General features: G+C 43.3%; 18 protein-coding genes. 2 read left to right on the top strand and 16 right to left on the bottom strand.

The features are described from left to right. Positions 1–70: 70 nt before the first annotated feature. The 7 genes from EKB01_RS04810 to EKB01_RS04780 are packed head-to-tail and all read right to left on the bottom strand — an operon-like array spanning position 71 to position 5,406. A complete protein-coding gene (locus EKB01_RS04810) occupies positions 71–835 on the bottom strand; it encodes an amino acid ABC transporter ATP-binding protein (protein ID WP_167265840.1) in 765 nt (254 codons plus the stop codon). 9 nt (positions 836–844) lie between these two features. Next, positions 845–1,567, bottom strand: a complete 723-nt coding sequence (locus tag EKB01_RS04805; RefSeq protein ID WP_167265838.1) for an amino acid ABC transporter permease — start codon at positions 1,565–1,567, stop codon at positions 845–847. 3 nt (positions 1,568–1,570) lie between these two features. Next, the gene (locus EKB01_RS04800) at positions 1,571–2,263 is read right to left on the bottom strand and encodes an amino acid ABC transporter permease (protein ID WP_125425088.1); all 693 of its coding nucleotides are present in this window, start codon (positions 2,261–2,263) and stop codon (positions 1,571–1,573) included. 32 nt (positions 2,264–2,295) lie between these two features. Next, positions 2,296–3,174 (bottom strand): transporter substrate-binding domain-containing protein, encoded by an 879-nt coding sequence (locus EKB01_RS04795; RefSeq protein ID WP_167265836.1) that lies wholly within the window; start codon positions 3,172–3,174, stop codon positions 2,296–2,298. Positions 3,175–3,185: 11 nt separating this feature from the next. Next, the gene (locus tag EKB01_RS04790) at positions 3,186–4,184 is read right to left on the bottom strand and encodes a uroporphyrinogen decarboxylase family protein (RefSeq protein ID WP_167265834.1); all 999 of its coding nucleotides are present in this window, start codon (positions 4,182–4,184) and stop codon (positions 3,186–3,188) included. Between the two features lie 2 nt (positions 4,185–4,186). Continuing rightward, complete coding sequence (locus EKB01_RS04785) at positions 4,187–4,390, bottom strand: hypothetical protein (RefSeq protein WP_000837735.1); 204 nt, start codon at positions 4,388–4,390, stop codon at positions 4,187–4,189. Between the two features lie 11 nt (positions 4,391–4,401). Next, on the bottom strand, positions 4,402–5,406 hold the full coding sequence (locus EKB01_RS04780) for a uroporphyrinogen decarboxylase family protein (protein WP_208288062.1): 1,005 nt from the start codon (positions 5,404–5,406) through the stop codon (positions 4,402–4,404). Positions 5,407–5,773: 367 nt separating this feature from the next. Here EKB01_RS04780 and EKB01_RS04775 point away from each other — a divergent pair, with 367 nt between their 5' ends. Further along, positions 5,774–6,631: a 5'-nucleotidase, lipoprotein e(P4) family gene (locus tag EKB01_RS04775; protein WP_000703383.1), complete on the top strand. Its 858-nt coding sequence runs from the start codon at positions 5,774–5,776 to the stop codon at positions 6,629–6,631. Between the two features lie 230 nt (positions 6,632–6,861). On the opposite strand, the gene EKB01_RS04770 is transcribed toward EKB01_RS04775, so the two are convergent. Next, positions 6,862–7,914 carry an LLM class flavin-dependent oxidoreductase gene (locus EKB01_RS04770; protein WP_167265830.1) on the bottom strand — a complete coding sequence of 351 codons (1,053 nt, stop codon included), beginning with the start codon at positions 7,912–7,914 and terminating at the stop codon, positions 6,862–6,864. 110 nt (positions 7,915–8,024) lie between these two features. Next, positions 8,025–9,833, bottom strand: coding sequence for a glutamine--fructose-6-phosphate transaminase (isomerizing) (glmS, locus tag EKB01_RS04765; RefSeq protein WP_167265828.1), 1,809 nt, complete (start codon positions 9,831–9,833; stop codon positions 8,025–8,027). A gap of 215 nt (positions 9,834–10,048) precedes the next feature. Here glmS and EKB01_RS04760 point away from each other — a divergent pair, with 215 nt between their 5' ends. Beyond that, positions 10,049–10,462 (top strand): EamA family transporter, encoded by a 414-nt coding sequence (locus EKB01_RS04760; RefSeq protein WP_000264207.1) that lies wholly within the window; start codon positions 10,049–10,051, stop codon positions 10,460–10,462. A gap of 38 nt (positions 10,463–10,500) precedes the next feature. Here the strand turns inward: EKB01_RS04760 and EKB01_RS04755 are convergent, their stop codons facing one another. The 7 genes from EKB01_RS04755 to ruvB all read right to left on the bottom strand — a co-directional run bounded on the left by EKB01_RS04755 (position 10,501) and on the right by ruvB (position 18,464). Then, positions 10,501–11,880, bottom strand: coding sequence for a glycoside hydrolase family 1 protein (locus tag EKB01_RS04755; RefSeq protein ID WP_084939376.1), 1,380 nt, complete (start codon positions 11,878–11,880; stop codon positions 10,501–10,503). Between the two features lie 98 nt (positions 11,881–11,978). Beyond that, a complete protein-coding gene (locus EKB01_RS04750; protein ID WP_167265826.1) occupies positions 11,979–13,832 on the bottom strand; it encodes a proline--tRNA ligase in 1,854 nt (617 codons plus the stop codon). A gap of 16 nt (positions 13,833–13,848) precedes the next feature. Further along, positions 13,849–15,105, bottom strand: coding sequence for an RIP metalloprotease RseP (gene rseP, locus EKB01_RS04745; protein WP_167265824.1), 1,257 nt, complete (start codon positions 15,103–15,105; stop codon positions 13,849–13,851). 15 nt (positions 15,106–15,120) lie between these two features. Next, entirely contained in the window at positions 15,121–15,924 is an 804-nt protein-coding gene (locus tag EKB01_RS04740; RefSeq protein WP_167265822.1) for a phosphatidate cytidylyltransferase, read from the bottom strand. An 8-nt stretch (positions 15,925–15,932) separates the two neighbouring features. After that, on the bottom strand, positions 15,933–16,691 hold the full coding sequence (locus tag EKB01_RS04735) for an isoprenyl transferase (RefSeq protein WP_167265820.1): 759 nt from the start codon (positions 16,689–16,691) through the stop codon (positions 15,933–15,935). A gap of 209 nt (positions 16,692–16,900) precedes the next feature. Next, positions 16,901–17,485 carry a nucleotidyltransferase family protein gene (locus tag EKB01_RS04730; protein ID WP_167265818.1) on the bottom strand — a complete coding sequence of 195 codons (585 nt, stop codon included), beginning with the start codon at positions 17,483–17,485 and terminating at the stop codon, positions 16,901–16,903. After that, positions 17,466–18,464 carry a Holliday junction branch migration DNA helicase RuvB gene (ruvB, locus tag EKB01_RS04725; protein ID WP_279586242.1) on the bottom strand — a complete coding sequence of 333 codons (999 nt, stop codon included), beginning with the start codon at positions 18,462–18,464 and terminating at the stop codon, positions 17,466–17,468. The genes EKB01_RS04730 and ruvB overlap by 20 nt, the downstream gene beginning before the upstream one ends. Positions 18,465–18,585: the final 121 nt, after the last annotated feature.

Here is an 18,585-nt window from a genome sequence, read left to right as displayed (position 1 = left end):
AAAGAAAACACCCCATGATTAGAAGACTCTTCTAGTCAATGGGGTGTTGTTTTTATGATACACTTATCTATCAAATCATATATTCTACGCTATAGGTGGCATCTGATAAGATACGAGCCAGGAACTGCTTGGTTCGTTCTTCTTGTGGACGACTAAAGAAATCGTGGGGATTGTTCTCCTCTACGATACGGCCTCCATCCATGAAAACAACGTGGTTAGCGACATCCCTAGCAAATCCCATTTCATGCGTGACGACCACCATGGTCACACCTTCTCCCGCCAACTGTTTCAGAACATCCAAAACATCTCCAACCAACTCAGGATCTAGTGCAGATGTTGGTTCATCTAGCAAAATGACCTCGGGCTTGACGGCAATAGCACGCGCAATTCCTATTCGTTGTTGTTGTCCTCCAGATAGTTGTGAAGGGTAGTAGTCCTTATAAGCAAGTAAACCAACTTTTTCCAAGGCAGATTCTGCACGTTTGAGCGCTTCTTCCTTTGGAACTTTACGAGCCACGATTAGCCCTTCTAGAATATTTTCCAGAGCAGTTTTATTTGCAAAAAGATTGTAGTGTTGAAAAACAAAGGCTGTTTTTTGGCGAATTTCTAGAATGTCTTTCTTGCTTAATTTGGCTAAGTCATAAGTCTTTCCTGCCAAGATCAAACGGCCACTGTCAGCTTTTTCTAAGTGGTTGAGACAACGGAGAAAGGTCGTTTTCCCCGAACCTGATGGTCCTAAAATGACGACTACATCCCCTTGGTTGACCTGGAGATTGACATCCTCCAGCACCTGCCTCTCACCAAATGTTTTTGCAATATGTTCTACTTGTAACATCCTGTCCTCCTATACAAAACGCGCGCTAGATGCTTTCGCTCTCTTTTCTTTTTTCTCATAGCCTTTTTCTAATACAGAAAAGCCCCACTGAATCAAACCACAGATCAAAATATACTGCAAAAAGATCACAAAATAAGACTCAAAATACTGGTAGCCATAGGACGCTTCCACACGAGCAATAGCGGTGATATCCTTGATAGTCATAACAAAGACCAGGGAGGTCCCTTTGACGATATTGATCACCAGATTGGCCAAGTTAGGCAAGGCTGAGCGCAAGGCTTGAGGAAAAACAATCCTTAGATAGGCCTGGGTCGTAGTCAAGCCAATCGCATGCGCTGCCTCCAGTTGTCCCTTGTCCACCGTCAAGATCGCTGAACGCAAAATCTCCGATAAACTCCCGACTGTCATCAAACTATAAATGATAAAAGCATAATAGAGAGGATCAAGTTTGAAAATATCAAAGTCACTTCCTATGCTTTTGAGAAATTGATTCAGCAAACTTGGAAACAAACTATAAAAGAAGAGAATCAATAAAATCGGAGGAGTCGCTCGGATAAACGCCAGATAGACCAGAGAAAAACTCCTCACCCCTCGAACCTTGTAAATCTGCCCCAAGGCCAAAAATAGAGCCGGTAAAAAGCTTAAGACCATAGCCACAATCATGATAACCAAGGTGATTGGCACACCCTTCAAGGTCTCTAGAAAGGTCTTTACAATATAGTCTATATCCATTTCTTACCTCCCTTTTGTTTCCAAAGACATCTCAAGCAAACGACTCAAGCTAGAAATAACTAAGGCAATCCCCCAATAAAGAAGCGCAACTGCCGTATAGGTTTCCAGCGAGTAGTTCCCTAAATTGCGACTGATCAAGAGATTGCCTGCACCCATAACATCAACGAAACCAATCGTATAGGCCAAGGCAGCATCCCGCATGAGATTGAGAATAGCGGTCGTTATATTGGGAAGAGCAACCTGAAAAGCTTGGGGAAAAATGATTCTCCAAAAAGTCTGACTTGGAGTCAAACCAATACTAAGCCCGGCCTCTGTCTGCCCCTTTGGAATAGCTTGATAGGCCGCCTTGAAGACCTCGGCAACAATAGCCGCAAACAAGAGAATCATCGTCAGGAGAACAAAAATAGTTTTAGACCAGTTGTTGATATCCAAACCAAGCCACCATTTCAGAAATTCTGGCAAGCCATAAAAGACTAGAAAAAGCAAGACAATCGGCGGTGTACAACGAAGGGTGAAAATATAGCCTTTGGAAATCGCTGCAAAACTCTTGTCTTCTCCTACTTGTGCCCAGGCCAAGAGACCTCCAAAAAGCGAACCAAGAAGAGTGGTAAAAAAGAGAATGGACAAGGTCATAGGAAGTGCCTGCCATAAGGTCGGCAAAAACTGAAAGACCTTGGAAAAATCATAAGAAACCATGCAAAACCCTTTCTAGTCTTGGAATTTCTGGTCTAGTCTTTGTCTACGTAACTAAAGACATCTTCTTTAAAGTATTGCTGAGATAGCTTAGTAAGCGTGCCATCTTCTTTCAAGTCTTTGATTGCTTTTTCGTATTCTTTAGCAAATTTCTCACCCTTTTCATCACGGTGAATCAAGGGATAAGTTGGAATGCCCTTATATGGGAACCAGCTGAGTTTGTCCGCATATTGGTGGTAAGGGCCATCTTCTGCGGTAACTGCTTTTTCAAAGGACAGTTTGATATCAAAGAAGGCGTCATAACGTCCTTCCAAGACCCAGGCATAGGCATCTGCCACTTTAAAAGATTCAGCTGCTGTCAACTCAATAGGTGCATTCTGATGTTTTTCATTATAGCTGGTGATAACATTCCATTGAGCATTCTGTGGAGAGATGGGAACCAATTTCCCTTTATTCTTAGCAAAGTCATCAATGGTTTTGTATTTCTGTTCATCTTCTTTTCTGACAGTAAATCCGATGATGCTCGCTCCGACTGGTTCAGATGGAATGACAAACTTTTTAGCTCGTTCATCTGTGTACCAAGCTCCCTTGGTTCCAATGTCATACTTACCTGATTCCAGACCAATCAAGAGGTCGTCATCACTGGTACCCGTATATTCAAATTTATAGTTTGCCAACTTCTCATCAACAGCCTTCAAAACAGCTACTTCATAACCATCTGATTCCCCTTTTTCATTGACAAAATCATATGGCACATAGTTTTGTGTATGGGCAACCTTCAAGGTTATGACTTCAGCAGACGAAGCCGTTTCTCCCTCCTTGGCTGGAGCGCCAGCTAAACTTCTCCCGATAATCGTTGCCCCAATTACTGCAACAACTGCTACACCACCGATAATCCATGCTTTTTTACTCATTTTTTTCTCCTTTAGTTTTCAAGCGCTTCTCTCACCCACTGGATACGTTCAACTGCGATATCACTTGGAATGGTACAATCTGCCCCAAGTACCAAGCCCTGTTCCCCAGCTTCTGCAACTAGTTTCTTTGCCTCAGCCTGAATGGCATCCTTGCTACCAGTATACAGCAAGCCTGTTTTGCCATTTTCGAATCCTCCAAGAACCGTACGTCCCTTGAAAATCTCACGACCTTCCTTGAGAGTGATTCCCTCTGGTCCTACAGCCCAGTTAAAGACTTGGGCTGGATAATCTGCAAAAAGATGAATATCATTTCGCGCCCCCTCGTAGCCACAGATATGAAGAACAGTGACGCCACCAACAGCACTAGCCGCTTCTAGAATAGTTATCTCGCTAGGTGCAATGGCAACTTGATAATCTGCTGCCGACACTCGTTGATCTTGGATGCTTTGCACGCTGAGATAGATCCCATCTGCACCAGCCTCTTCGATGACAGCTCGGCTGAGACTAGCAATATCTTCTGCAATCACATCCAACACCTTCTTCAGGGCTTTAGGATCTTCCACCAAAAAATCTGCAATAAGATCATCCCCACCAGACACTTCCCCCAGCAGCCACTTGAGATAGGTCACAGGAGCAAAAATATTGTAAATCGCAACGATATCTTCTGTGAACTCTTGCTTGATTTTCTGAACCAAGTCCACCTGCTCTTTTATCCAAGCGTGATCTGGTCCGAGTGGTTGAATGGTCGCCAATTCTTGAAGTGATTTTCCTTTGGCAATCGCTGGATTTAGATAAGCAAAGTAGCCATCACTCATGAGTTTGATAAAGTCCGGCTGAACTTCTCGGATAAAGCGTTTATGGCCCTCGATATTCTTCTCGATAATGGCTGGATTTGAGAAACCGTGTAGCCATTCGTCTTCGGATGTGAAATGGTGCCAAAAACCAACTGGCACACGATCAACCTTTTCACCTCTAAATGCTTTTAAAACCCATTCTTTTTTTTCTGACATTCTTATTCTCCATTTCTTACTTTTTCAACTAATAAACTGCTTGCGATATCATTCGAGCGTAGAAAGGGGAGACTGGACTTGGAAAAATCCTGAACTCCACGACATCTCTCTCCATTTTTGCAGTGCCCATTTTTTACGACACTTATGGCGATCAAGGCCAGCAAACCGACAACTGCAATGAAGATGCCCCATCTTTTACTTTTCATAGCTCCTCCTTTTAGAGAACCGCTGCCTGCCGAATCCAGTCCAATCTCTCTAAGTCAAAGTCATCTGGAACAGTACAGTCAGCTCCCAGAAGAATACCTTTACTACCCGCTTCAGCCAGCAACCGCCTTGTTTCATTTTGCAATTCCGCCTTGGAACCTTGATAAAGCAAGCTTTTCTTGCCATTTTCAAATCCACCTAAAACAGCCTTGCCTCGAAACAACTCCTGACCCTGTGTCAAACTAACATCCTCATGGTGGGTCGCCCAGTTGACAACTTGCGCTGGATAGTCCTTAAATATCGTCACATCATTGCTCGCACCTTCAAAACCACAGATATGGAGGATATTGGTCCCACCAACCTGATTGGCTGCCTCCAAACCTGCTATATTGCTCGGTTCGATATAGGTTTGATAGAGTGCTGGTGTGATGCGCTCATCTTGAATTTCCTGGGTGCTGAGATAAATCCCGTCAACACCGCCTTGCTGGATGATTTTCTGAGTTAGAATAGCAATATCTCCTGCAATCACATCTAGAATCGCTCTGAATTGCTCAGGATTTTCAAGTAATAGATCAGCCACTTCCCTATCTCCTCGAGAAGTTTCTGTACGAAACCAGCGCTTGAGGTAGGAGATCGGTGAAAAGATATTGTAGAAAGAAGCAATCTCTTCGGTAAAGGTCTCTCGAATCGCTTGTACCACTTCCACCTGTTGCTGAATCCATGGGTGTTCCTCACCAATCGACTCAATAGAAGTCAGCTCCTGAATGCTTAAAATCTTAGGATTATAGACATTACTTGGATAAAGGAAAAAACCGTCGCTCATAATTTTGACAAAATCAGGACGAATCCTTTCCACATAGTTGCGATGCCCATCAACACTCTTTTGAAAGATACGTGGATTATTTAATCCCTGCCCCTTTTCTTCGAGTGTTACAAAATGAAACCAAAATCCGACAGGAACTCTTTCCACTTCATCACCTCGAATCGCTCTAAAGACTAGATCTCTTTTACTTGCCATACCTTTCTCCTTCCATTTGGATTGAAACCATCTTACCACTCCTTTTCCCCTTTTCCCAATATATATTGACTATCAACTCGATTAGAAATTTTTATATCTATAAAGAAAAAAATCCCTGAAAAGCTTGATGTTACTAGCCTTTCAAAGATTCTCTTTATTTTTATCTATTTTTCAAAAAGGAACTGATATAGATTTTCTATCAAGCCGATTGAATTTTTTTATATACAACTTCATTCCCAAATTAAGTACATAATTTTATCCTAATACCGAATTACTACTGAAAAATTTCTTTTCTCTCGATATTTCCTTGCACAAATCCCATGAAAACGCTACAATATTAATAGACTATTATTAGGAGGATGGGATTATGAAAATATCCAAAGTTACCATTACAATTGCTTCTACACTTGCTTCCGTCATTTTACTGACTGGCTGTGGCACAAATTCGGCAAATTCACAGACAACACAAAGTAGTACATCTGATAATCAGGTTACCATGACCTATGATCAGTTGCGTTCAAGAGAGAACACTATGTCAACTCTTTGGTATCAAAAAGCAGCTGAAACCAAGGCACTCTATCTACAAGGCTATAATGTCGCTACTGATCGTTTGAAAGAACTACTTAAAACACAGACAGATAAACCCTACTCTATCGTTTTGGACTTGGACGAAACAGTATTAGACAACAGTCCTTATCAAGCTCAAAATGTCAAAGACGGAACAGCATTTACCCCAGAAAACTGGGATGTCTGGGTAAAAAAAGCCGCAGCCAAGGCTGTACCAGGTGCTAAAGACTTTCTCCAATTTGCAGACCAAAACGGTGTCCAAATTTACTATGTATCTGACCGCACGATAGATCAGGTAGATGATACGATCAAAAACCTAGAAAATGAAGGAATCCCTGTACAAAGCCGCGATCATCTCATGTTCTTAGAAAAAGGCGTCAAATCTAAAGAAGGTCGTAGACAAGCAGTCCAAGAAAAAACCAACTTAGTCATGCTACTAGGGGACAATCTTGTGGACTTTGCAGAGTTTTCAAAGACCTCTGAAACTGAGCGCGACCAAAAATTAGAGGAATTACAAAAAGAGTTTGGTGAGAAATTCATCATTTTCCCTAACCCAATGTATGGATCATGGGAAAGCACTGTTTACAATGGTAATAAATTGGATGCCAAGGGTCAAACTGAAGAGCGCCAAAAAAACTTACAAGGTTTTGATAAATAAAATAAGGGAGCTATCTACCAGTTTACACCAACCACAAGATATCGTATTTGCGAGAATAGCGAAAAAAGACGACTTCCAAGCGGAAATCGTCTTTTTTACTATTTTATCTTGTACTTGGTATAAACTAGTATATATTCCGCTAGATAGTATGCTCTATCGCTTGTACCACTTCCACCTGTTGCTGAATCCATGGGTGTTCCTCACCAATCGACTCAACTGATTGAATTTTTTTATAACTCCTCTTTCATAGAAAAGTAAGCACGTATTTTCGGCGCCACTTGTGTGCCGAAGAGTTCAATAGCTCTCAGAACTTGATCATGAGGCATAGAACCAAGCGGTAGATGGAGCATGAAACGGTCCAAACCTAAATCCTCAATCATGCGAATCAATTTTTCTGCGACCTGGTCTGGATTTCCCACAAACATGGCACCATTTGGACCAACTTGCTCCAAATATTGCTCATAGGTCAACTCCTGCCAGTGTGGACGGTCCTTAGAAATCGCATCCACCACTTGCTTGGTCGGATGGAAATAATCTTTGACAGCCTGCTCGCCATCTTCAGCAATCCAGCCCCAAGAATGAGCCCCCACTTTCAGGTCTTTATCCGCATGACCGGCTTCCCTACCAATCTCACGATAAGCTTGAATCAGCTTTTTAAAATAACGCGGATTACCACCGATAATGGCATAGACAATCGGCAGCCCTGCCCGAGCAATCTTCACTGTTGATTCGACATGGCCACCTGTCGCCACCCACAATGGCAATTTGTCCTGAACTGGACGGGGATAGACTTCTTTTCCAGCAATGCTTTGGGTCAATTGCCCCTGCCAGTTCACTTTGGTGCTTTCATTTGCCATCTGAAGCAGATCTAACTTTTCATCAAAGAGAGCTTCATAGTCTTTCAAGTCATAGCCAAACAGTGGGAAAGACTCGGTGAATGAACCACGCCCTGCCATAATCTCTACACGTCCATTTGACACCGCATCAATGGTGGCATATTGTTGGAACAAGCGAATCGGATCCATACTCGAGAGAATGCTGACCGCACTAGTCAAACGAATCTTCTTGGTATTAACAGCACCAGCTGCAAGGACAATCTCTGGCGCCGATACCGCAAAGTCCTCCCGATGATGCTCCCCAATCCCGTACACATCCAAACCAACCTTATCAGCCAACTCAATTTCTGCCACCAACTGACGAATGCGTTCATCATGACTGTAAATCTGCCCGGTCGCTTCTAGAGCTGTTGTTTCACCAAATGTTGAAATTCCTAATTCTACCATCCTGTTTCCTCGCTATCTCTTTTAGTTTTAGGGTATTTTATCACTAATTAGTTTTATTTTCAATAAATTTGCTCATTATAAAAAGTCTAGATGAACTAGACTTTCTTAGTTTATTCTACTGTTACCGACTTGGCAAGATTACGAGGTTTGTCCACATCAAGACCACGGTGCAGGGTCGCAAAGTAAGCGACCAATTGTGTTGGTACGACCATTGAGATTGGTGAGAGGTAAGGGTGGACGGTCGTAAGGACAATATCGTCTGTATCTTTAGCAACATTTTCCTCTGCGATAGTGAGAACCTTGGCGCCACGGGCTGCGACCTCTTGGATATTTCCACGAGTATGGTTGGCAAGGACTGGGTCTGACAAGAGGGCCAAGACAGGTGTCCCCTCTTCAATCAAGGCAATGGTTCCGTGCTTGAGTTCTCCTGCCGCAAAGCCTTCACATTGGATGTAAGAAATCTCTTTAAGCTTGAGACTGGCTTCCATGGCTACATAGTAGTCTTGACCACGTCCGATGTAAAAGGCATTGCGAGTGGTTTCAAGAAGGTCACGAACCTTGGCATCAATGGTTTCTTTTTCTGAAAGAGTTGATTCGATAGACTGAGCTACGATTGACAACTCATGAACCAGGTCAAAGGCTTTCGCTTTGGCATTGCCGTTTGCTTCTCCGACTGCTTTTGCAAGGAAAGCAAGGGCTGCGATTTGCGCTGTATAGGCCTTGGTTGATGCCACAGCAATTTCAGGACCCGCGTGAAGAAGCATAGTATGGTTAGCTTCACGAGAAAGAGTTGAACCTGGCACGTTTGTCACTGTCAAGCTTGGGATACCCATTTCATTAGCCTTGACCAAAACTTGACGGCTATCCGCTGTTTCACCAGACTGGCTGATAAAGATGAAGAGCGGTTTCTTGCTGATAAGTGGCATACCATAGCCCCACTCAGATGAGATTCCAAGTTCAACTGGCGTATCTGTCAATTCTTCTAGCATCTTCTTAGAAGCAAATCCTGCATGGTAAGATGTTCCAGCTGCAAGGATGTAGATGCGGTCTGCATCTTGAACAGCCTTGATGATAGCTGGGTCTACGACTACTTGACCAGCCTCATCTGTGTAGGCTTGGATGAGCTTACGCATAACTGTTGGTTGCTCGTCGATTTCCTTGAGCATGTAGTAAGGGTAAGTTCCCTTACCGATATCTGACAAGTCAAGCTCAGCAGTATAGCTAGCACGCTCACGGCGATTGCCATCATAGTCTTGCACTTCGACGCTATCAGCCTTGACGATTACCAACTCTTGGTCATGAATTTCCATGTATTGATTGGTCTCACGAATCATAGCCATAGCATCTGAGCAGACCATATTATAACCTTCTCCAAGACCAATCAAAAGTGGAGATTTGTTCTTAGCAACATAGATGACATCTGGATTTTCAGAGTCAATCAAGGCAAAGGCATAAGAACCACGAATGATGTGAAGGGCTTTTTTGAAGGCTTCAAGAACTGAAAGACCATCTTCTTCAACAAATTTCCCAATCAAGTGAACAGCGATTTCCGTATCGGTTTGCCCCTTGAAGTGGTGACCTGCAAGGTATTCTTCCTTGATTTCAAGGTAGTTTTCAATCACTCCATTGTGCACCAAGACAAAACGTCCAGTCTCAGAGCGGTGTGGGTGAGCATTGTCTTCCGTTGGTTTCCCGTGAGTCGCCCAACGCGTATGACCGATACCAGTTGTTCCCTCAACACCAGCTGTCTTAGCAGACAATTCTGCGATACGACCGACAGCCTTGACTAGATGATTTTCAGCACCACCTAGGACAAAAATCCCCGCAGAATCATAGCCACGGTATTCAAGCTTTTCAAGCCCTTGAATCAAAATATCAGTTGCATTTGCGTTTCCAACAACACCAACAATTCCACACATAGTATATACGACACAGACCAGCTGTGCTTTCCCCTTAAATTGGTATAGTCTGATTTCCCTTTTACAGAATCAGCAAAGACAGTATATACTTGTTTTTCTCACTTGTCAAGAATAAAAATTGGTATAGTTTTTCTATCTGGTGTTTTATCAAGATTTCACTTAATACCTGACAAGTCAGCATCAATTACTTATAATAAAAAGAGGAGGTATTTGCCATGTGGTTTTTCTTCGCACTTTTATCAGCTATCTTTGCAGCCTTAACGTCAATTTTAGCTAAGATTGGGATTGAGGGAGTTCCATCCAATCTAGCAACTGCTATTCGTACAGTCGTCGTCATTCTTATGGCCTGGGCCATGGTTTTCTTGACCAACAGTCAGACCGAAATTGTCAACATCAGTAGAAAAAGTTGGCTCTTTCTCATCTTATCTGGTTTAGCCACTGGCGCCTCTTGGCTCTGCTACTACAAGGCCCTACAGATGGGCAATGCGACTGAGGTATCTGCTGTCGATAAATTCAGTCTCGTCATTACCCTTGTTCTAGCCTTTTTCTTTCTACAAGATATCCTGACGTTTAAAACAATTGTTGGCTGTATCCTGATTACGATCGGAACCTTGGTGATGATATTGTAATAAAAAGTGAGATGAACACCATCTCACTTTTTTTATTCTTAAAATCCATTATGGTCGCTAAGTTCTTTGAACCAGTGGCCTGATTTCTTCAGGCGACGTTCCTGTGTTTCCAAGTCAAGCTCAACCAGACCATAGCGATTTTTATAGCTGTTGAGCCATGACCAGCAATCGATAAAAGTCCAGATCAAGTAGCCTTTACAGTTGGCACCATCTTCAATCGCACGATGTAGTTCACGCAGATGTCCTTTTATAAAGTCAATACGATAGTCATCTTGAATCATCCCATCTTGACGGAATTTTTCTTCCCCTTCAACACCCATGCCATTTTCGGTCAGCATCCACTCAATATTACCATAATTTTTCTTGATATTTTGAGCGATATCATAAATCCCCTGCTCGTAGATTTCCCAACCGCGGTGAGGATTAATTTTACGTCCCGGCATGACATAAGGTTCGTAGAAATGCTCTGGCAAAAGAGGGCTGTCTGGATGTTTAGCAAAACGCGGCGCCATAACACGCAAAGGTTGGTAGTAGTTGACTCCAAGGAAGTCCACAGTATGATCGCGAATGAGCTCCAACTCTTCAGCTGTAGAATCCGGCAGCAAATCTTGCTCTGCTAAAATCTCTACTAACTCTTCTGGATAAGCTCCCAAGACAGACGGGTCTAGGAAAGATTGTGCTTGGAAGAGATCCGCAATGCGAGCAGCCTTGACATCCGCGGGGTGCTGGCTACGTGGGTAAGCTGGTGTCAAGTTAAGGACAATCCCAATCTTAGGATCAGGCAAAATCTCATGACAGGCCTTAACCGCAAGACTGCTAGCCAATTGCGTATGATAAGCAACCTTAACCGCCGCCTTAGCATCTACCTTGTGAGGATAATGGGCATCATAAAAATAACCAAATTCTACAGGAACGATGGGTTCATTGAAGGTAATCCATTGGTCCACCAAGTCACCATAAGTCTCAAAACAAAAACGAGCATAGTCTTCATAAGCCTTGACGGTTGTCTTATTTTCCCAACCATCCCCATCTTCTTGGAGGGCAAAAGGCAGGTCAAAGTGATAGAGATTGACTAAGAGACGAATTCCCTTGGCCTTAATGGCTTCAAAGACCTGACGATAAAAAGCCACCCCTTGTGGATTGACCTCTCCACGGCCTTGTGGGAAAATGCGAGACCACTGGATAGAAGTTCGGAAGGCTGTGTGACCAGTCTCTACCAGAAGCTCAATATCCTTTTCCCAGTTTTCATAGAAAGTCGATGTTTTGTCGGGTCCAATCCCATTGTAGTAGCGGTTTGGCTCCACCTGATACCAATAATCCCAGAGATTATCTCCCTTGCCATCATCTGGCACTCGTCCTTCTGTCTGTGGTCCAGAAGTGGAGGAACCCCAAACAAAATCCTTTGGAAATTTTAGCATTGTTATACCTCTTCGTTTACTCATTTTTCCCATTATACAGAAAAAACAAGGTAAAAACTAGTTACATTTTTGCCTTGTTTTTCTTCTGATTATAGTTTTTATTTCTTACTAAGGATTTCAAGCGTTTCGAGCAAGTTGTCTGCGTGAACTTCGATGGTGTCACCAGTCGCCTTAATCTTAACTTCTACAATGCCATCGGCTGCTTTCTTCCCAACAGTAATGCGAATCGGCAACCCAATCAAGTCGCTGTCGCTAAACTTCACTCCGACACGTTCGTTACGGTCATCTGTCAAGACTTCGTAACCAGCTTCCATCAAGTTGGATTCAAGTTTTTCTGTCAAGGCTTGCGCTTCTTCATCTTTGACATTGACAGTGATCAAGTGCACATCAAATGGTGCCAATTCTTTAGGGAAGTTAACCCCCCAAGCGTAACGGTATTCACCTTTTGGCGTTTTGTTAACAAAGAGGCGAGCGTGTTGCTCTATAACGGCTGAGAGGAGACGGCTAACACCAATACCGTAACATCCCATGATGATTGGCACAGCACGACCATTTTCATCCAAGACATCTGCTCCCATGCTTGCTGAGTAACGAGTTCCGAGTTTGAAGATGTGCCCAATTTCGATACCACGCGCAAAGTTAAGAACACCTTGTCCGTCTGGTGAAATTTCACCCTCACGAACTTCGCGAATGTCTACATATTCTGCAGTAAAGTCACGACCTGGGTTCACACCCGTCAAGTGGTAACCATCTTCGTTAGCCCCCACAACAGCATTGCGAACATCTTGCACCTTGCGGTCTGCAATGATTTTCACATTTTCTGGCAAACCAACTGGTCCTAGTGAACCAAAGTCTGCTGGGACGACACTTGCGACTTCTTCCTCGCTCGCAACATCAAAGAAATCTGCTCCCAAGTGATTTTTCAACTTGACTTCGTTAAGCTGGTCATTTCCAACTAGAAGGGCTGCAACAAGCTCCCCATCTGCCGTGTAGAAGAGGGTTTTGATGGTTTGCTCTTCTGGCACGTTAAGGAAGGCTGCCACTTCATCGATTGATTTAACATCTGGTGTTGCAACACGAGTCACTTCTTCTTCGGTAACAACACGGTTGCTTGGTTTGTACTCGTTTGTTGCCATTTCTAAGTTAGCTGCATATCCAGACTCACTTGAGTAAGCAATGGTATCCTCACCAGAAACCATCCATTTGAGCAATTCTGACTTGATTTCTTCTTGCACTTCTGCAGGAATTTCATCAAATGAGGCAACTGATTTGTCTAAAACAACCCAGCGGTCGAGGTCTGTACGGGCTGGTGTGATGGCCATAAATTCTTGGCTATCCTTACCACCCATGGCGCCACCATCACCGATGATGGCCTTGAAGTCCAAGCCACTACGAGTGAAAATACGTTCGTAGGCTGCCTTGTACTCATCATAAGTCACATCCAAACTATCGTAATTAGCATGGAAACTATAACCATCTTTCATGATAAACTCACGTGTACGGAGAAGTCCGTTACGTGGACGTTTTTCATCACGGTATTTCGGTTGGATTTGGTAAAGGTTAAGTGGCAATTGCTTGTAAGATTTCACAGAGTCACGAACAATAGCTGTAAAAGTTTCTTCGTGTGTCGGACCTAGGATAAAGTCTGACTTTTCACGATTTTTCAGTTTATAAAGGTCTTCACCATAGGTTTCATAACGACCTGATTCGCGCCAGAGATCGGCACTGAGAAGGGCAGGAGCCAACATCTCAACAGCACCAATCTTATCAAACTCTTGGCGCATGATATTCTTAGCCTTTTCAATCACACGGTTAGCGAGTGGTAGGTAAGAATAAACACCAGCAGAAACTTGACGAACATAACCAGCACGCAACATAAGGGCGTGGCTGATAACTTGAGCATCGCTTGGCATTTCGCGAAGCGTTGGGATTAGCATTTTACTTTGTTTCATAATATTCCTCGATTATCTAAAAGAAGAGTCGCATAATGTCATTCCAGGTCACAGCTAGCATCAAGACAACCATGATAACTACACCAGCCATGGTGACATAGGTTTCAATTTCTTGTTTAAGGGGTTTCCGGCGGATAGCCTCTAGGATATTGAGCACAATCTTTCCACCATCCAAAGCCGGGATAGGAATCAAGTTAAAAATCCCGATATTGATGGAAATCATAGCTAGGAAGTAGAGGACATTCTCAAGACCATTTTTAGCAGCATCACTACTTGCCTTAAAGATGGCAACGGGACCACCGAGTTTGTTCAAATCTGGATGGAAAATCAAGTTTTTCAGAGCCGAAAGGATGCGAAGCCCAGAGTCAGCAGCTGTCGTAAATCCACCAACAAACATGGATAGAAAGTCTGACTTGACCCCTGGTTGAACCCCGAGAATGTAACGTCCTTGATTTTCTTCTGGAGTCACCGTGACTTGTTTTTCACTACCATTTTCGGAAATGGTCACATCCAAGGTCGGAGCGGTCTTGTCCTTGGTATCTGCCTCCACAGCCTGGGTTAAGTCTTGCCAATTTTTAACCTCATGCGAGCCAACCTTGGTAATTTGAGCGATCTCAGCTACGCCCACCTTAGCCAAAGCTCCCTCTGGCATGACATGAAAGAGATTGGTCTGAGTATCTCTAACACCGCCTTGCAAAAAGATCAAGATCCAAAAAACAACAACACCTAAGATAAAGTTATTCATAGGACCTGCAAAGTTGGTGATGAGCTTGCCCCAGATGGAAGCATTTTGGTACTGTACATCCAGAGGAGCGATACGCACTTCGGTTCCATCTGCCTCAACAACTGTTGCATCGTGATCCACTACAAAGGTCTTTTCTTCTTCCAGGACCAAACCCTTGATAAAGAGCTTATCTTCAAAATCAAACTGGGTTACCTGCATAGGAAGAGCCGTTTGATCCAGTTTCTTCCCTGATAGATTGATCCGTTTAACCTTACCATCCTCTGCAAGTGTTAAACTGACCGGGGTTCCTGTCTTGATCTCCGTCGCATCATCACCCCAACCAGCCATACGAACATACCCTCCTAAAGGAAGGATCCGAATGGTATAAGCAGTGCCGTCCTTACCAATATGGGCAAAAATCTTGGGGCCCATACCAATAGCAAACTCACGGACTAAAATGCCTGATTTCTTGGCAAAATAAAAATGTCCAAACTCATGCACCACCACGATAATCCCAAAAACGAGGATAAAGGTTAGCAATCCAATCATTCAATCTTCCTTTCTTTAAAACAGGCCAAATAAGTGCATCATTGGAAATACAATCAGCATGCTGTCAAAGCGATCCAACACACCGCCATGTCCAGGGATAAATTTTCCAGAATCCTTGACACCAAAATGGCGTTTCATGGCACTCTCAATCAAGTCACCAAACTGACCTGCCACACTGAAGAAGGCGGCAAAAAGACTCATCCTATAAATTCCATAGGGAAGAGCAACTGTACTGTCCACTAGCATGAAGAGTACTGTTATCAGTACCGCACCTAGAATACCCCCAACAAAGCCCTCAATACTCTTATTAGGAGAAACTCTCGGAGCTAACTTATGCTTGCCAAAATTCACCCCCGTCAGATAAGCTGCACTATCTGTCGCCCAAACGATAAAGAGAGCCAGAAGAACCTTATCAAATCCAGCTATACGAGCATCTAGTAAGGCATTGAAGCCAAAACCAACATAAAAACTCACAGCAATCGGAAAGGCAGCATCTTCAATCGTATAGCTTTTACTGAAAACTGTCGTCCCTAACATAATTGTAATCAAAACACTGTAGGCAACCACATTCCCATCAACAGGCAAAAAAGTTAGGTAATTTTCTAAGGGGACTGTGAGGGCAAAGGTCGCAAAGAGGGTCAAGGCGCCCTCGATGGTCATGGTCTTTAGCCCCTTCATGTGCAGGAGTTCATGAACAGCCAGCATAGCTATCAATCCAATTCCTATCTGCAACAAGAGCCCGCCAACAAACAAGACGGGAAGGAAGATAACCAGAGCCAGTCCAGCAAATAGTGTTCTCTCTTGTAAATCCTTGGTCATATTTTCTCCTAAACTCCTCCAAATCGGCGATGACGACGATTATAGGCAAGAATTGCTTCCTGTAGAGCTTCCTCGTCAAAATCAGGCCACAAGGTATCCGTAAAATAGAGCTCACTATACGCCCCCTGCCATGGAAGGAAATTGCTCAAGCGTAATTCTCCACTGGTACGAATAATCAAATCTGGATCTCGCACATCCTTAGGCAAATGTTGGGTGAAGAGATAGTTGCCAATCAATTCCTCTGTGATATCACCTAGATTGATTTTCGCATCTAATACATCCTGAGAAATCAGCTTAACAGCCTGTGTAATCTCTGCACGTCCACCATAGTTAAGGGCAAAATTAAGAATCAAACCCGTATTGTTCTTGGTCAATTCCTCTGCTTTTGTCAAAGCTTCAAAAGTCGGCTTAGGCAGACGGTCCATCTCCCCAATCATTTGAATTTTAACGTTATTTGCATGCAATTCAGGAACATAGTTATCATAAAACTCGACTGGTAAGTTCATGATAAACTTGACTTCCTGATCTGGACGTGTCCAGTTCTCCGTTGAAAAAGCATAGACCGTAATAACCTTAACGCCCAGTTTGTTGGCTGCCTTGGTCACCTTTTGAAGGGATTCCATCCCTGCCTTGTGTCCGAAAACCCGTGGTTGCATCCGTTTTTTAGCCCAGCGGCCATTCCCATCCATGATGATGCCAATATGATTAGGAACCTGTCTTGGAACCTCAACTTCTACAGCTTTATCTTTCTTAAAAAATCCAAACATAATCTTATTCCCATTCAAAAATCTATCGTTTTATTATACCATACTTCCCTATTTTCTTCTATTGCTAAGTTACTATCATTACTTGTAAGTAACAAAAAATAAGCCACCTGATTGGGCGACTTAATTTTATAGGGAGATTATTATGAAAAAGTTTTAGGAGTTTAAGTTAAGTTCCTCTTAACTTATGAACCTAGTATACCGTCCCTAACTTAAATTTTTCTTAAGTTTTTTGAGAAAGTTAGATTTTTCCATTTTTCTTGCCAATTTTTCTTGGACAAGCGTTCTTGATAGAGCTTCATTCGGTCTTCATTCTCTAAGAAATGAGGAGTTGGGGAAACTTGAAACTTTAAAATATCCTCTAAACCATAGGGCGCAAAGAGCTCTAAAGTTGCGTCGGCATGCAAGCGAAGCCCTATCGCCGTACAGCGTTCGGGATATTTACTCATAGCATCACGAGAACTCGTGTAAGGCGCAGTGTGGGGACTGTGCTGGTGCATATAGACTTGATTTTTCAACTCCCACTGGTACTGAGGAAAATCTTCTCTCAGCTTTTTCTCTAGAGATACTGTTTCCTCATAAGAAACATCTAGATCAAAGAAAATCACATCCACATCCGTCTCACTGTCAAAAGGCGATTTGTCTGACAAGAGATTCCAGATAAAATTTCTGACAGAACCCGCTGCCAACCAAGAGTCTTTCAATCCAAGGTTACGGATGATGATCAGAATAGCCGTCATATCAGGATTTTTTCTAACACTATCTAGGATTTCTTGCTTATTTTTCACTATACTCATAGCCCAAATGCTCGTAGGCCTTAGCCGTTGCAACCCGTCCAGACCGTGTCCGCATGATAAAGCCTTTCTGGATCAGGTAAGGTTCGTACATGTCCTCCACCGTCTCACGCTCCTCGGCAATATTAACAGAAAGGGTTCCCAGCCCGACTGGACCACCACCGTACATCTCAATCATGGTACGAAGGATTTTCTGGTCCACATAGTCTAATCCTTCACGGTCTACATCTAGCATGGTCAAGGCCTTATCAGTAATGACATCATCGATTAATCCATCCCCCATAATCTGGGCAAAATCGCGCACGCGCTTAAGGAGACGATTGGCGATACGAGGAGTTCCTCGACTACGCAAGGCCAGCTCAGCAGCCGCCTCGTGGGTGATTTCCATCTCAAAAATATCTGCCGTCCGCTCAACAATCTCTGTCAAGTCAGCGTGGGCATAGTATTCCATATGACCTGTAATCCCAAAACGTGCCCGTAGAGGATTTGAAAGCATCCCCGCCCTTGTCGTTGCACCAATCAAGGTGAATGGTGGCAAGTCCAAATGAACACTGCGACTGCCTTCACCAGCACCAATCATGATATCAATGTAGAAGTCTTCCATGGCACTATAAAGCACCTCTTCCACCGACATGGGCAAGCGATGAATCTCGTCAATAAAGAGAACGTCTCCAGGCTCCAAATCATTCAAAATCGCTACCAAGTCACCCGCTTTTTCAATGACAGGACCAGACGTTTGCTTGAGATTGACTCCCAGTTCATTGGCAATAACAAAGGCCATGGTCGTTTTCCCCAAACCTGGAGGCCCAAATAAGAGTACATGGTCCAGTGCTTCATCCCGCATTTTGGCAGCTTCGATAAAGATTTGTAGCTGGTCCTTGACCTTGTCCTGCCCAATATATTCACGTAAAAACTGAGGACGGAGGGTACGTTCTACCAACTCCTCATCCCCCATGATTTCATTATCTAAAATTCTACTCATGGCTCTATTATATCAAAAATCCAGCCTACAAACAAAAAAGCCACCTGATTGGGTGACTTCTTTAGGGAGATTATTATGAAAAAGAAAAGTTTAGGATTTCATTAAATAAAGGGTACTCAAT

This window comes from Streptococcus sp. CCUG 71758 (assembly GCF_011714815.1).
Taxonomy (GTDB): domain Bacteria; phylum Bacillota; class Bacilli; order Lactobacillales; family Streptococcaceae; genus Streptococcus; species Streptococcus halitosis.
The sequence above is the reverse complement of the archived record's forward strand: the minus strand, read 5'-3'. Positions and strand labels throughout refer to the sequence as shown.

Coding starts and splice junctions, on each gene's coding strand:
- EKB01_RS04775 (WP_000703383.1), top strand. CDS start 5,774: ATGAAAATATCCAAAGTTACCATTACAATTGCTTCTACACTTGCTTCC.
- rseP (WP_167265824.1), bottom strand. CDS start 15,105: ATGATTGGATTGCTAACCTTTATCCTCGTTTTTGGGATTATCGTGGTG.
- EKB01_RS04750 (WP_167265826.1), bottom strand. CDS start 13,832: ATGAAACAAAGTAAAATGCTAATCCCAACGCTTCGCGAAATGCCAAGC.
- EKB01_RS04810 (WP_167265840.1), bottom strand. CDS start 835: ATGTTACAAGTAGAACATATTGCAAAAACATTTGGTGAGAGGCAGGTG.
- EKB01_RS04780 (WP_208288062.1), bottom strand. CDS start 5,406: ATGGCAAGTAAAAGAGATCTAGTCTTTAGAGCGATTCGAGGTGATGAA.
- EKB01_RS04795 (WP_167265836.1), bottom strand. CDS start 3,174: ATGAGTAAAAAAGCATGGATTATCGGTGGTGTAGCAGTTGTTGCAGTA.
- EKB01_RS04790 (WP_167265834.1), bottom strand. CDS start 4,184: ATGTCAGAAAAAAAAGAATGGGTTTTAAAAGCATTTAGAGGTGAAAAG.
- EKB01_RS04755 (WP_084939376.1), bottom strand. CDS start 11,880: ATGCTAAAATTTCCAAAGGATTTTGTTTGGGGTTCCTCCACTTCTGGA.
- EKB01_RS04735 (WP_167265820.1), bottom strand. CDS start 16,691: ATGTTTGGATTTTTTAAGAAAGATAAAGCTGTAGAAGTTGAGGTTCCA.
- EKB01_RS04740 (WP_167265822.1), bottom strand. CDS start 15,924: ATGACCAAGGATTTACAAGAGAGAACACTATTTGCTGGACTGGCTCTG.
- ruvB (WP_279586242.1), bottom strand. CDS start 18,464: ATGAGTAGAATTTTAGATAATGAAATCATGGGGGATGAGGAGTTGGTA.
- EKB01_RS04800 (WP_125425088.1), bottom strand. CDS start 2,263: ATGGTTTCTTATGATTTTTCCAAGGTCTTTCAGTTTTTGCCGACCTTA.
- EKB01_RS04770 (WP_167265830.1), bottom strand. CDS start 7,914: ATGGTAGAATTAGGAATTTCAACATTTGGTGAAACAACAGCTCTAGAA.
- EKB01_RS04760 (WP_000264207.1), top strand. CDS start 10,049: ATGTGGTTTTTCTTCGCACTTTTATCAGCTATCTTTGCAGCCTTAACG.
- EKB01_RS04785 (WP_000837735.1), bottom strand. CDS start 4,390: ATGAAAAGTAAAAGATGGGGCATCTTCATTGCAGTTGTCGGTTTGCTG.
- EKB01_RS04805 (WP_167265838.1), bottom strand. CDS start 1,567: ATGGATATAGACTATATTGTAAAGACCTTTCTAGAGACCTTGAAGGGT.
- glmS (WP_167265828.1), bottom strand. CDS start 9,833: ATGTGTGGAATTGTTGGTGTTGTTGGAAACGCAAATGCAACTGATATT.
- EKB01_RS04730 (WP_167265818.1), bottom strand. CDS start 17,485: ATGAGTATAGTGAAAAATAAGCAAGAAATCCTAGATAGTGTTAGAAAA.